The following is a 14,503-nucleotide window of genomic DNA, read 5'->3' as shown; positions in this document are numbered from 1 at the left end:
CTTCGCCTCTTCCATGACATCCTTGTCTACTGAACGATTGCCTGGCTTTCTGCGCCTTGTTTGTACTGCATTTGCTTGGGCAGTTTCCCAATTATAGTGTCTTCTGACTCCGCTATTACGTCTTATTTCACGAGACACTGTACTTGCACTTACATTTATCGCCTTGGCAATATCTTTTTGTTTCGTTCTATTTTGGAGTAGCACAGAAATTGTGTACCTTTGCTCCGAGGTTAATTGTTTGTACATTGCAATGCAAAATTAATTAATCTTTGGGAGACAGAGGTCTCCCTTTCTTATTTTTATGCATTGCTTGTTGATTTTCTTCTCATGGGGGCTTCTCGCCCCCAAACCCCTCGGTGTTTTCAGGTATAGATTATTAAGCTACACCAGCACTTGGGATTGCAGTTCTATGTTGAACTTGCGGTCGCCAAACTACCTAAAGATGGTAGTTCAAATGGAAAGGAAAAGAAGATATTTTTTTGTTTAATAGAAAGACTTAAGGAATTCTTTCAGAAATTCTTTCATGTGTCACATAAAGATAGAAATGAAAAAGAAATCTACTATTTCTGGAATTATAGTAAAGAATTGAAGTATGAAGGTACAGAAGGTGAAACAGCACAAGACGGACAATGACCCTTGAACAATACAACCAATTACCCTACGACTACACACACTGTGCTGGCACTCATTGCGAGAAAGCCAGCCAGTGTTTGCATCATACTGCCTACACGATGCTTGAAACAGGTGGACGGGAGCAGTATATGATGGTGAACACGAATGTGATTGCGGATAAGAAGCCTTGTCCGTTCTTCGACCCTAACAGCAAGGAACGTTTTGCATGGGGAATATCACGAATATATGACAATGTGCGGGTGGCTGATTTAAGTGATATCCGCCAGAATCTTATCTACACCTTTGGGCGCACAGCCTATTATCGAATTAAACGAAAAGAACGTGTACTGACTGAAAGTGAGCAAAAGGAGATAAGAGATATCTTCACAGACATGGGTTACGACGGTTCTGCAATTGAGTTCGACAGCTATGAAGAACAATACCCTACACTTATGCGTACCTACAAACGTGTATAAAATAAAACATTTTCTCAGTACCTTACTACAGTCCCATCGGTCAGTATCAGCTGTTTCATCATTATGAAACTCAAGTTTCAGACACATGAAACTCAAGTTTCATCAGAGTGAAAATAGAGTTTCAGCAATATGAAACAGGATATAGGATAGCGCTATAATTTACGCCATACATATTGATTTGTAATTATCATAAGTTTCGCTGACCACACTGAATTATCTCATTAAGGCTCGATCGTAGTCAATGTTCTGCAATACAAGGCGGTGACGAGCATTATTGAAGTGCGGGGAGATTAGGTTCCTCTCTCTCTGATAATCTTTTGTTTTTATTCCAGCAAGATAGAAGAGAAGGTGTGGAAGGTCGTCCGTCATAAACTTATTGTTCTGAGCTTTCAACATTTCAATAAATATTTTGTGATGCTTTTGCCTATAAGCTGGTGAGCACCATATCCAGAAGGGTATCTCAAACTCTTCGTGATATTTTTTGATATCGATTTGTTCTGTCTCAGTCAGTCTACCAGCCATTTGTGCATCTTTGCCATAACAATCCTCTCCATGATCAGACAGATAAATGACAATAGCATCCTGCTGTCTGAATAGCTCCACAATCTTACTCAACACAATATCATTATAAAGCGTGGCATTGTCATAATCAGCTATCGTCTGCTTTTCATCATCCGTCAAGTCTCTTCGTGGATAATCCTTTATTCCGAACTTCTTCATTTCGTCTTTACAGCGCATTGTATATTGAAAATGCTGACCTAATAGATGAAAAATAATCAGTTGAGGCTTCTTGTCTTTTACATTGATATGTTTATAATCGTTTAGTAGCTCATCATCGAATGAATGAATCTCGGTATTCCGATAATCAAACATCTGTTTGTTCAATTGTGGATGATTAAGAAAAAAACCTCCCGTGAGGTTGTTCGTCCAATCGGGCGCATAGTTTATCCCATACGGGAACTGATTAGACAAGAAACTGACATGATAACCTGCTTTCTTGAATACTGCTGGGAAGAGTGCATAATCGCTCCAATCGCCTTTCTCTCCAACTGACTGTAAAGAGAATATCTGCTTGAACACTCTACTTGTAAGATTCCATGGCGACACAACATCAGCAAATACTGCTAAAGAGTCTTTTCCATTCTTCAAGGCAAATTGTCGGGGTGTTGTTGGTAAGGGATAGCCATATAGTTGCGAATGATGACGATTAGCACTCTCACCCACCACGAGAACAATGATTGGCGATGTCGTTGCACATGAGTCTATCTTTATCTCCCTATTTGCTTTTATCACTCCGTCAACCTGTTTTGCTATTAAATGATTAGAATAAAGTCCATACGCAACACGCTCAACAGGGTGATAAATATGTGCAAAGCCGTTCACTACTGCTACTTCAAGTTCTGACAAGTTTCGTGCTGTATATAATTGCGTTTTATCGTAAACACTTAACGTTATGCCTACCAAGAGGGTGACGGTCAAAGTTGATGCAATGACAGGTTGCTTAAAGAATGAACTACGAAACGTCTGCCTCCTTACAGCCATAACAATATGAAACAATGCAATCAATACGATTACTCCTGCTGTTGAGAATAAGAGTTCGGGCTTAATATATTGTGAGAAAAACTCTTCGGATTCTCTGCCTGTCGTTTCTTGTGCCAAAAGCAGCATTGTTGGTGTAATTGGTGTACCGAAAAGTGTTTTGCAACAAGCATCGATAAAGGCTATGCTATACGTGATACTGCATAATATTATCTGTAACCCTCGATGTAATATCTTGGGGCAAAGGCTTAACAGAAAGCTGACAACATATACATCTGCCAACAATTCCAAATAACCAAAAGGGTTGCGATGACTTACATTCATGATAACACCAACCAACAACATAAACACAAAGAAAAGTGAGTTTACTTCTATCGGTTTCAGCAAGTAATCTGCGAAAGTGCGTTTCTCCTTTGGCGTACTCAGTTTATCTTCTTCTTTCTTCATCTTATCATGTAGTCATAATCAGTTGCAAAGATACAAAATAGTATCTTTTTCAGCAAAAGAAGCTATATCTTTACAATGAACGAGCTTACGTCATAAATATATGAAAAGGGCGAGAGAATTCTAATGGCTTAAAAATAACATCCTTGCAACTGCCGTAAAACTGCAAGACCTTACTCATAACATAGACCTTTCTCGTATTCCTTACACCACAATGAAGGATAACAAAAGCATTAAACAATACCAGAGAGAATCTGCTTACTTACGTAAACTCAAAACAGTTCCATCTATAAACTTACTTAAATAGGACTGTCATGTCCGAAAGGTATATCGCATCAAAAGAATACAAAGACTAACACTACATAAATCCCCAATTAAGTTTTAAATTCATTTGCTGTCATATTTAACATTTCTCGTAAAGCGTTAAGTACCAAATGAAAGTAAGTGAAAAGAGCATGACAGATATGACAGGAAACTGCAAACCAACTTTCCTAAGTTTCTTTTATACGACGGGAATGTACTTAGATTTGTCAAGCAAAGATACCATGATGTGTATGTGAATGTAATGGACACATTAATAGAAGGCTTAAAGATGGACAAGAAGAAAGTGATATTGATGAAGCTTCAGAATTTGGGAGTGAGAATGATTCGTCTAAGCTTAGGTCGCTGATGAAATGTCACACAGAGTGAAGGAGAGTACGGAAGGATATCAAAACAAAGCACTGGTAGACATGAAGGTACTGTCGGTGGGTGGAGCAACGGAGATAGTTTGCCAAGCCCATTAGCAATTTATACACAAAGCGTTTATCCAAAAGAGTTATCAGGAATCTGTACGCTACACCTCCGTCGCTCTTTGTACCATCGACACCTCCGTGACATTGCCTTTGCTTCCTTCCCCTCTGCAACTCTGTGTGCCTTATTATATAAGACTTTTAGTTTATCACCCCATATTTCGGAAGAAGCTGTTTTTTGCACATAGTTAGCAACTCTACTATAATAAGCAAAGTTGGCTAATTCTGGATACTTACGTTATACCTTTATGCTTTACGAAACCCTTTAAATGCATGCGAGAAACTTCCGTGATGTGTAATCTTATAAATAAGGCTTTATAACATCGATACTCCAAGCATAATTTAAGTTAGCTTGCGAGCCTTCTACAAAAGTTCCTGAGGTTATACCTACTACCTCCCCATACTCATTAACTAAAGCACCTCCACTACTACCATGGTCAATAAGTGCACTTATTTGCATAAGATATTGATCACGCCATTGGGAAACCTCACCAGAAGAGAAAGTGTTTTCTAATCCACGTGGACTTCCTATGGCAAAGACTTTGTCTCCGACTTGTGGTTGTTCTTCCGCTATGGGGAGATAAATCCTATTCTTACAAGCTACGCGAAAGAGAATAAAGTCATGCTCTTCATCCTTAACATAAATATGGCTTACCTTGTATATATGATTATCTCCTGCAAGTTTTATAGCTTCAAGCCCTATTCCTGTATTTTGAAATACATGGTAATTGCTAACAGCTAAACCATCTTCCCCAATAAAAAAGCCAGAACCTTGATATACATCCTCACCATCGGAGGTTACCACCATAAAGACAGCTTCATTAAATCTTTTAAAAATCTCAGCCCCATCCATACGATGATGACGCTGTGAAATTCTTCTATTTGGTTGATCCCTAATAATAGTATTAGGGTCAATATCTTGTTGTATCTTCTTCACATTGGCATTTTGCTGAATCTTATATCTATTTTCATCAGCTAATCTTTTTCCATGCCCAGAGCGATGAGCACAAGAGGCAAAGAGAAGAAGTGGTATTACTAAATAGAACTTCCTAAAAAAATACATTTGTTTTTTCATTCTTTGAAGATATTCTTAGGGATAATATGAATCAAGAAACGTTGATTTTTTTCATTGATAGGATGGCGCATTGAATGAACATTGAGCCTTCCATCTCCACTACCAGTTATCTGAACTTCACAGTTATTACCAAAGGTTTTACCCTTCTCATGTAACCAAAACTTCATCAAGTTCTTAGCTCTTTCGAAACTTAAACTATAATTTCGGTCCATCCACTTAGGAGAATTTCTTGAAGCCTGTCCTTCTACAATCAATAAATATTTAGTGTCCTGATGTCTTTTTAGGAAAGCAACAACTTCATCTCCAGCTCGGTCTAAGCTATCCTTACATCCTGGAGTAAGATAGGCAAAGTTAGTTTGCAATTCAGGAAAGAATATATCAATACGTAGAACATATTTCTCATATTTCTCATTGTACTCAAAGTATCCATCCTTTTTATTCAGTTCACGTGTAGATTGCTCTACACGTTTTATTTCTTCTAACTTGTTTTCTGTTACTTCCATTCGCTTGTAAAGTAATACCATTACAAGAATAAAAAGCACCATCATGATGAAGAAAAGACTTGTCATGAGGTCAGAATAGCTTGTCCAAAAGAAGGACTCCTTTTTTTTTAGCATTTCGTTCTTTATTTATTGTAAAGTTCTAACAGCGGCAGTACTATCAGCATTAAGAGAATCTAAAAGAGTATCTAAAGTAGACTCAGAAGGGGCTGGAGCACTATTTTTCATTTGCATACCTACATTCTGCAGTTCATAGGTTTTGTAAACCATAAAACTTGTAAACAGTCCAGAGAAACAAACGATAAACAAGGTTGTTCCAATAGCCATTTTCTGCCAAAGAGGCATTCTTTTCGAAGGGTGATAACTTGTTTCGGTATTTGTATGCTGACTGATTTCAGAAAGGAAGGAGTCCATCTTGTACTCAAGCGCAGAGGCAGTCCTTTCATTTCCTTTGATAAGCTGTTGTGCTAAGTCTTCAAGCTTAGAAGGAATCTTCGATATACTGTTAAGACTTTCGTAAAGCTTAGGCATCTTTTCGAGCTGCTCTGTAAACTTACTCTCCAACTGCTTATTTAATTTATCGAAGTTATCCATCTCATTGGTTAAGGCTTTTCTTAGCTCTTCTACGGTATCCTCCGTTGCACGTCGCATTTGTATCATAGACTCCTTAAGCAAGTCTTGAGAAGAAGTTAAGTCTTTTGCTATTAAGTCTTTATTGCCTTGGAAAACCGTTTTTATATCCTCTAAGACATGCAATCGCTCACTTTCACTGTTAAATAGCTCAGTAAACTTTTGAATACTTGTAGTGTATCCTTGTACACTTTTAAGATAGGTCTGGAATTCTTTTAATTCATTTGTACATCCCTGCAGTTCCTTTAGTACGAGTATGTTTGCAGCGGACACACGTTCTATATCCATCTCTTGTAAGTAGCCGATAATATCAGCTTGAATTTCGTATGAGCGGTTAACCTCAGAAAGTGTAGAACCTAATTCTTTCGTGTTCTTAGAGAAGACGTTATTAAATCGGTTTAGGTTACTAACCAATTTCTGTAGAATATCAGATGTGTCAGATGGCAATTCTGGTAGAAGTTGTGATTGCATCCAAGCATAGAAATCATTCTTTCCACTTTCTTCTTCCAATTTATATTTCTTGAAGAAAAGTGAATTAGCTGTTGTAAGACCAATGCCAAGGATACTCGCCAACATAGCCCATGCTACACCCGTCAACAGGTCGTTTACACCATCTGCAGCTTGGCTAATATGTTCGTCGGCTTCAGTTTCTGAATCCTTTGTCTGTTGAACAATCTCTGTGTTGTTCTTTGCTTTATTACCTCCTAAAAGAGAGGTAATACTATTAGTGTAGAGAAGTGATGATAATCCAATGATGACACCAATCATTGTTCCTGCCAATCCGCAATAAAGAGGGACCGGAGTTTGAGTGTTTATATCTTCTTCTACTGAGTCACAATGTCGGTCTACAGCATCTTTTAACAGGTTAAAATCAACGACACTACCTGTATGGCTTCTTAAGTATTTATTAATAGAAAACTTTATTGCTTGAAAAGTCTCATTTCCTTTACCTGCAATACTGCTAACAAAGTGGCTTTCTTCGTCATACAAGATATTCCATGAGTCAGCCTCTTTAAAAATATCTTTAAATTCTTTCATTCTTTGCAGATTCTTCAAAAAGAAGAATATCTGCAATGAAACGATACCTATAATTATGACAGGAACTATAATATCCATCTTATGACATTAATTATTTTATTAATATTAGCTTTATTTTTGTTTCTACTTTCCAAAATGAGGTTCCTTCAGATGTTGAAGAATAACGTAGAGTACCAGGAGTAACTTTTTGCATACCCTTTGCCTCCATCCAACTACAGCTTCCTCTTTCTAATTCTATAACAGCGTCTTTGTTTCCACCCATAGTACGTATGCGTTCGAAGTTTACAGGCTCAAAAGTAATATGATCCTTATCCTTCTGAGTAACACGGAAAATAGCTTCTCCTGTTTGTGATGTTAGTTTATCACGGAAACGACCATCAGAGCCAGTGGGCAAATAGAAAACTTCTACTTCAGCCTCCTTTTTCTTTTCTGGTTTTGGCTGTTGAATAATGGGTGAGGTTACATGTGAAGGCTGAGTTGGAGTAACAGGATTCTGAATCTTTTCCTCAATCCGTTTTAACTTTATTTGAAGATTTGTTATTTCTTTATGAAGTTCGTCAGTTGTATGATTCTCCTTTTGTTTAGGCATATGACCGATATTATCATCCTTCTTCTTTTTCTTCCCAGTTCTTACGAAAGCTGTGATAGAGACAACAAGACTCAATCCACTTAGTAGGAGACATGAAAGCATAAGAAAAGATGAAGAACCTTCTTCCTCGACTTTATCTTCAGCTTTACTGTTCTCTAAGTTTTCAACTCTGGGAATAAAAGGAACATTTCTATCAAGTTTTGAAGTGTCAGAATGCTTCTCACAACTTATAGTTGCGCATAATAGGAATAAAAATATTATTTTCTTCATTACTATTTATTATTCTTTAATTGTAAATTTTGTTCTGCTATATTAGCAGAGAGTACGTTTATAACACCCTTTAAAGGATAAAAGAATAGTGTTTCTGCAATCTTTTCTTCCTTATTTGAAGACTCACAGGATAAGGCTATTCCTCTTCTGATATACGTGTCTAAATCGCTCAAGGTCGCTGAACGAGCTTGTTTAAGATTATCACGAGATACTCCGAAGTAAGCTTCAACATCAAACTCTTTAACCAGTTTGTTGAAGAAGAAATCAAAGAATTCTTCCACAGCTTTCTTTGCTTGGTCTATATAGGCGCTATCAATAGACTCATAAGTGTCGTCATTTCCAACGAATCCCTTCCCATCCGCACGTAGTTTGACAACTTTATCATAATCATCTTCTTCAGAATCACAAAGTAGTCCTCCCTTACAAGTTGCAAGTTTCGGAGATGAATCCTTTTCAAGTCCAAGTAACTCAAGCTTTCCATCTGACCCTTTTACATTAAGAAGAGTGAAAATGGCTTGTGTAAAGCGTGTTAAGTCTGCCTTCTGTGTGGAAATAATATTTAGGGTTTTACTTCCATTACCACTGAAACTAATATGACGAGGCATTGGTAAATCTTTTAGCTTTAGGATTTGTCCAATGTGATAAATAATTCCAGTATAAAAAAGTAAGAATACTATTTTAAACCCTTTTTCATTCATTCTCAATCGCTTACTGAAATCAATAAGGTCTGCATTCATCTGTTCTGCTTCTTTATTATTGGCTAACGAGAACAGGAATGATGCGACACTTGAAGGGCGGTGCATCTTTTGCAAAACTTCTACTAAGTTACCGAGCCGCCCATCACTACTTAATAAATCATGGTATAATGGTTTAAAAGTATCAATAATACCATTATGAGGATTCTGGTCAAGAGAACTCTCATAGAGATCATTTGCAGCAAATTTAAATGAGGTCACAAATTTTAGATGCTGTTCCTGTGCAAAAGCGATATCGGTTGTACCTCCACCAATATCAATATTGACCAGATTGGTGGCTGTAGCATTATTGGTAAAGAAGAAACGAATAGGTGCCAATGACTCTGTCATACGTTTCGTTTTGCTAATACCAAAATACTTATTTGCGACATCGTCCCATGCATCACTTATCGTATTGACACGAACAGGAGGCATACTGATAGGATAAAACCATGTAAGCTCTGTTTTAGATAGACTTGCCCCTTTAGAAACAAGGAAAGTTCTAATCATTAGTGCCATACATTCGATATACGAAGTTACTAACTTATTATCCTCTCCCCACTTCACATTTTCTTCCTGTTCGTTATAACCTGTTCCCTCAAAACTGTAGAATGTAAAAGGTATATTTATCAAACCTAAAGGACGTTTATGCGTTGTCCAGTCAATATCTCTGATATGTGAAAGTACGGTACGTGTAGGGAAGCATGAATTACTGTCTTTACCCAACAATAATGGGAAATAGTCATAATTCAAGAAAGCATCTTCACGTTCCAGATCATTATATATCTTTCCGTCTACAACATCTTTAGGTATGAAGAAACGAGTAACAAGTTCATCAGGATTGTAACTAAAGGTTCTCGATTCTAAGTCTCCATTAGCCATATACTCTAAATGTGTATTAGAGGTGCCAAGGTCAATGGATACTTTAAATTGCTTTCCACTATATTGTTTTGAGAACAATGGCAACAATACTCCACGATGCATGTCGTAATCATCTACAAGCTGTATATACTCAAAGTTTCTCTTTTCTATAGAATAGGTTGTTGGCTTTAAGTTATCGCTAATATCTTTGTTACGACAATCTATCTCAGCTTCTATTGGTTGTGAACCCTCGTAGAAGCGTAGCGTATAATTGAGTTTGAAATCACTGATACAACTAACGCGATAGATAGCCTCTTCAGGATTAGCAAAGCGTATATTAGGCATTATAAAACCTGTAAAGCGGAAATCTAATATTACTCCTTCATTCCGCTCTGGGTCTGCTTGGACATTTCCTCCAAAATAAAGCCTTGAATACTCGACATACCTTACGCGATTATCTCCTATGATAGGAATGCGGAGTATGACTTTTACTCCATTACCTGTCTCTCGTATCTCAAGCATTGATGTTTTCTCGTCTATACCACTTACTAACTCATCTGCTGAGAAGAATTCAAAGAAACGAGGCTTTAGGGGTAAGAGGTAACTTAGTCGACTACTATTAGCCTCCTTAAAGTTTCCATCAAAAAAATAGCTATCATTCAAACCATGTGGGACTCGTATAATAGCATCCTCCAAGAAATCACTTATAGTAAGGTATGGGTGCTTCGTTCCATCTTTAGGAAGATGGCGAAGAGACAAGTCTGGCTCATGATCTATAAAGTCAGCGTAATTTTCTTTACCCCACTTATCTGTTGTATAAAGTAAATTACTATAGGTTATACCTCTCTCCACAGGTAATACCAAAGGCTTATCTTCCTTCGTATAACGTGAAGAACGTATCTCGAATTGGCTAACCCCTGCTTGTAATTCTACAGACTTCTTAAGTAGAGGAACACCTAAAACTTCTACTTGGTTGGTTGAATCTATTGATATAGGGGATAGTCCTTGCATATTTTGCACGATATCTCGTAACTCAGCTCGCTTTTGATTATCCACAATGCGTTCGTAAGTTTCTCCAAGATAATTATCTAACTCGCGAAACTTTATAGCAAAGTCTGGTAATGTCTCGCGCAAATAGAACCAAAACTTCACATATTCGAAGTCACGTTTGTAGAGAGGATTGTACTCCTTGTCAAAAGGCTTATCAGTTCCAAACTGTATGGTTTTACCCACATAGTTGAGGTCATTGGCATTGGAAAAGAAAAGTGTAGCAGGAGAGGTTGCACCAATTATATTTAAAGGTTGTGGACCATTAATATAATTGAGCAGATAAATATTCTGTAACTCTCCAAAGTTATATGTTTCTGCATCACTTTGTAGGTATTTCTGTAGTGCATCTCCTAAATACTGATGTCCATTATGTGTAGATTGTTTTAAAATTTCAATTTCTTTTTGGACATCCCAAGTGATAATTTCTATTTGATCTTTTAATTTGTCAAAATTAAAAAAAATCTCACCAATATCTAATGCGTCACTCACCATCTTATGGAAGATAGTGTTACCATCAAGGTCTTTTGATTCTGAAACTCGAGCAAAGGCATTCTTTACGAGGTCAATCCGAGCAAAAGGTGATGGAATTGAAGTTATTTCATTATGTGCAGAAGCACCATCTGGATCTTCTATTGTCTGACGATTATTTTGATTATAAGGATAGACTCTGCTATCTTGCCAATCACGATTATTCTGTGAACCTTCAGCTCCTAATCTAAATATTTTTGACATGTCAAAATAGGTTTATATGTTAAATTTCTTATCGTAAAGCTCTTTTGTAGCTAAAGAATACATCTCAAGAAGTTTATCCTCTGCCTTTCTTGATTGGCATTTTTTCTTTGCAACAGTACTCAACTCATCATAAAAGAGATCGTAGTTACTCTTAAGACTCATAACACGTTTCTCCGTTATATCTGTCATAACAGTGAATGGCTTATCACCACACTCCAGATTGAAAAGATCAAGCGACCGTTTGTTACTTTTTAGTTCTGATAGCCAATCACGATAATAATATAGATGTTGTTGTAGATTCTTTACAAAAGAAGATCTATAAAAGTCTGTTGATAAGCCTAATTTACCATTACCGCTTAGTGTTGAAGAACTTACATAACTAAATTTATCATTAAAGCAATTAGCAGTAAGAGTCAATTGTGTAAGCGGCTCGGCAAGCATATCTTTTAGACCATCATGGAAAGAAGAGAATGTTATAGTTGCAGAATTCTCCTCATTAATATCTTTTATACCTAACTCATTATTGCGGGTCTCATCAGTAGTAACATCACTATTACAGAAGTCTACAATTGCAGTTGCAGCAAGAAATTCTACTAAATGGGCATCATTTCGCTGTGCAGCCTTACCTTCGTTATTGTCATATGATTTTTTTGGTTCATCTGCTAAATAGTACAGTGCATTTATCTCTTCGTTTTTGACAATATTATTTTCGTAATATGCTAAAGCCGATTTTGTTTTTGATATAAATGTAGAGGAGTCAATCTCACTTTCATTATCTTGCTTTACCTTAAAATAAGGTAGTATTGTAACAGCACCAATTAGAGCATTGTTGATTAGAGAATGATTAGGTATTGATTGTTCTGTACGCAATGTTTTTAGAAGAAGTGGAAAACCACTTGCCCCTGTTCCTCCAAATATAGAACTAATAATGAAAATTCTGTCACCTTGAGAGAAGGAATTTGCTATGTTCGTAAAGTCATCTGACATAGCAATTTGATTTAGCACTACGCTACCAATATTAGGATTTCCTTTAAAACCGACATCCATTGATGACTCTAAGTTCTTTTCAGAAAATAACATCTTCATCATTGCTTGTGTTTCACGGTTCATACTTGGAACATTCACAAACTCCTTAAACTTTCTATCATTAGTATCTTTAATTGTATAAGTAAAGTTCTGAAGTATTCGATTGATACGTGTCTTGAAGAAGGTGTTTTTGTTTTCTTCAGAGAATGTTAAGTTCTCTGAAATGTGCATGTAGTTGTTCATTAAGTCTACAGTTCGAAGCAAATCACCATTCTGACAATCAGGGTCTATAATAATTGGGACAATCTCATCTATCCCATTTTTCAGCCGTACACCTGCCGAAAGCATCATTGTTAGTGAACGAAGAACACGAGACCCAGTTCCGCCTATTCCAAAAATATATAACTTTGACATGTTTGTTAGATTTGTTTATTTATTGAAAGGTGCTTGTGATACATTTGTGCTCTTCCATTTTATGGCCATTGAGATAATGAAAAAAGCAAAAAGAGATAATATGGCATTTGCTATACCAAAACTTAGGCAATCACCTTCGGTTACAAAAGTTACCATTTGACGTGTTTCTTTATCGTATACTTCCATATCACCTGCCCATAAATCACTGAGGGTCCACCATATTCCCAAACAAAAATTTACCGCAGCATTGATAATCATGAATATGCCCCATCCCCACCAGGTGTTTAGTCGTGGGTGGTTGATAATATAATAGAAAAGTACAGCTACTAATAAAGAAACTCCAAACATCCAGAGACCAATACCAATATAAAGGTTGGCTCCGTCTTGCGAAGTTACGCCCCAAAGATAATCAGCAAGGTTTATTCCAAATAACCCTTCAAATAATGCTGTGTAAATACTTCCAAAAAATTCTCCCATAATTTTAATTCTTTGTTATTGTAAATTTTATTTTTGTGCGACTCTTATATTCATTATATGCATCGGAAACTCCTCCAATGATGTATTGTATGCCAGATGTCTTACTAAGTTTTGTCTTTATGTTTGAACCAGTATCATCATTACTTTTCTTGACCCAAGAAGGTAGCTGCTCTGGAGTTAAATCTATAACTACACCAGAAGCCTTGGCACGATCACTTATACTCACAGTAATAAGGTGTGAATAGAGTTCGTCTTCTATTTTCTCTACATGATCAACCTTAACAAAATTATTACTAACTTTGAAATTTTCTGTATTTGTGAGGGTCTTATCATCAACAAGTGTTGGATACAAATCAGCCTTAATAACGAAAACAAAATCTCCAGATCTATCGCTCTTTAGCTCCATTTGCTTTTTGTTTTGATTTATTTTTTTACCATCCTTCATGTAGCGATTGAAACAGTCATATGATACTTCTGATGGAGTTGTAAAGGATGCCATATTAAGATAACCATGCTTTATCTTTGAAAGTGAAATATGACGATTTAGGTAAGCAAGAATATTCTTATCACCCACTACCCACATATAATAAGGCCGTTTTACATTGTTTAAAGGTGTAACCCCATCTGTGCCATAATATTTTCCACTGAAGCGTGATTCTAACTGTAAAATTTCAACGCCAAAGTTCTTATCATGAACAACCTTTTTCAGAAATGCATTCTTAAGATCAATCTGTCTATTTACAAAGTAATCGCGAGCATCACCCTGTGGTACATCTAAAATACAATCTGATACAAAAACAGAAACAGTATTCTTATCAGTTCCTGCAATGACCTTTTGAAGCATATCAGCAAGATCTGAATTCGTACGATTACCACTTACAGTTCGAAAACTTGTTGGGTTAAGGTCTCGGATAAATGTTTGTATTTCTTCATGGAATGGAACAACTTGGGAATTAATATAAAAAAGATTCGTTGATGAAGCATAACTATTCAAAGAACTTATATAGTCATAAACTGCATCTTTTAATTCTGAGCCCTCACACATATAGCCATCCATACTTCCAGAGTTCTCAATATAAACCTTTAATATAGGGGATGGTTTTTTGAGGGTGTGTCAAAATTGATACATCCTCTTTTCTATTCTTCCTTTACCTTGTCTACCACATAATTCGTTATTTACTGCAGCTATGCTGCTAATTTCATATAAAATGATTTATTGGGCTTTAAATAGCCTATATAAACTTG

The 14,503-nt window shown here is 36.5% G+C and carries 11 protein-coding genes; 1 reads left to right on the top strand and 10 read right to left on the bottom strand.

All coding sequences use genetic code 11. The features are described 5' to 3' along the window. Positions 1-246, bottom strand: a 246-nt coding sequence (locus CHB62_RS13490; protein ID WP_009012764.1) for a helix-turn-helix domain-containing protein, incomplete at its 3' end; no start/stop codon positions are given. Between the two features lie 383 nt (positions 247-629). On the opposite strand from CHB62_RS13490, the gene CHB62_RS13480 reads away from it, so the two are divergent. Continuing rightward, the gene (locus CHB62_RS13480; RefSeq protein ID WP_089367242.1) at positions 630-1,088 is read left to right on the top strand and encodes a DUF6078 family protein; all 459 of its coding nucleotides are present in this window, start codon (positions 630-632) and stop codon (positions 1,086-1,088) included. 213 nt (positions 1,089-1,301) lie between these two features. Here CHB62_RS13480 and CHB62_RS13475 read toward each other — a convergent pair whose 3' ends face one another. The 9 genes from CHB62_RS13475 to CHB62_RS13435 form a co-directional block, all read right to left on the bottom strand. Next, positions 1,302-3,074, bottom strand: coding sequence for a phosphoethanolamine transferase (locus tag CHB62_RS13475; protein ID WP_089367241.1), 1,773 nt, complete (start codon positions 3,072-3,074; stop codon positions 1,302-1,304). Between the two features lie 1,089 nt (positions 3,075-4,163). Further along, a complete protein-coding gene (locus tag CHB62_RS13470; RefSeq protein WP_240616189.1) occupies positions 4,164-4,937 on the bottom strand; it encodes a S1C family serine protease in 774 nt (257 codons plus the stop codon). After that, a complete protein-coding gene (locus tag CHB62_RS13465) occupies positions 4,934-5,554 on the bottom strand; it encodes a hypothetical protein (protein WP_089367240.1) in 621 nt (206 codons plus the stop codon). Before CHB62_RS13465 ends, CHB62_RS13470 begins: the two co-directional genes overlap by 4 nt. 12 nt (positions 5,555-5,566) lie before the next feature. Then, complete coding sequence (locus tag CHB62_RS13460) at positions 5,567-7,105, bottom strand: hypothetical protein (RefSeq protein WP_141240439.1); 1,539 nt, start codon at positions 7,103-7,105, stop codon at positions 5,567-5,569. Positions 7,106-7,196: 91 nt separating this feature from the next. Next, positions 7,197-7,964, bottom strand: coding sequence for a hypothetical protein (locus CHB62_RS13455; RefSeq protein ID WP_089367238.1), 768 nt, complete (start codon positions 7,962-7,964; stop codon positions 7,197-7,199). A gap of 2 nt (positions 7,965-7,966) precedes the next feature. Then, a complete protein-coding gene (locus tag CHB62_RS13450) occupies positions 7,967-11,341 on the bottom strand; it encodes a hypothetical protein (protein ID WP_089367237.1) in 3,375 nt (1,124 codons plus the stop codon). A gap of 12 nt (positions 11,342-11,353) precedes the next feature. Further along, on the bottom strand, positions 11,354-12,781 hold the full coding sequence (locus CHB62_RS13445) for a hypothetical protein (RefSeq protein ID WP_089367236.1): 1,428 nt from the start codon (positions 12,779-12,781) through the stop codon (positions 11,354-11,356). A 15-nt stretch (positions 12,782-12,796) separates the two neighbouring features. After that, positions 12,797-13,258, bottom strand: a complete 462-nt coding sequence (locus CHB62_RS13440; protein ID WP_089367235.1) for a hypothetical protein — start codon at positions 13,256-13,258, stop codon at positions 12,797-12,799. A gap of 4 nt (positions 13,259-13,262) precedes the next feature. Next, positions 13,263-14,315 carry a hypothetical protein gene (locus CHB62_RS13435; protein WP_089367234.1) on the bottom strand — a complete coding sequence of 351 codons (1,053 nt, stop codon included), beginning with the start codon at positions 14,313-14,315 and terminating at the stop codon, positions 13,263-13,265. Positions 14,316-14,503 lie beyond the last annotated feature (188 nt).

This window comes from Prevotella jejuni (genome assembly GCF_900187995.1).
In the GTDB taxonomy this organism is placed as follows: domain Bacteria; phylum Bacteroidota; class Bacteroidia; order Bacteroidales; family Bacteroidaceae; genus Prevotella; species Prevotella jejuni.
This window is presented reverse-complemented; position numbering and strand designations above follow the sequence as displayed.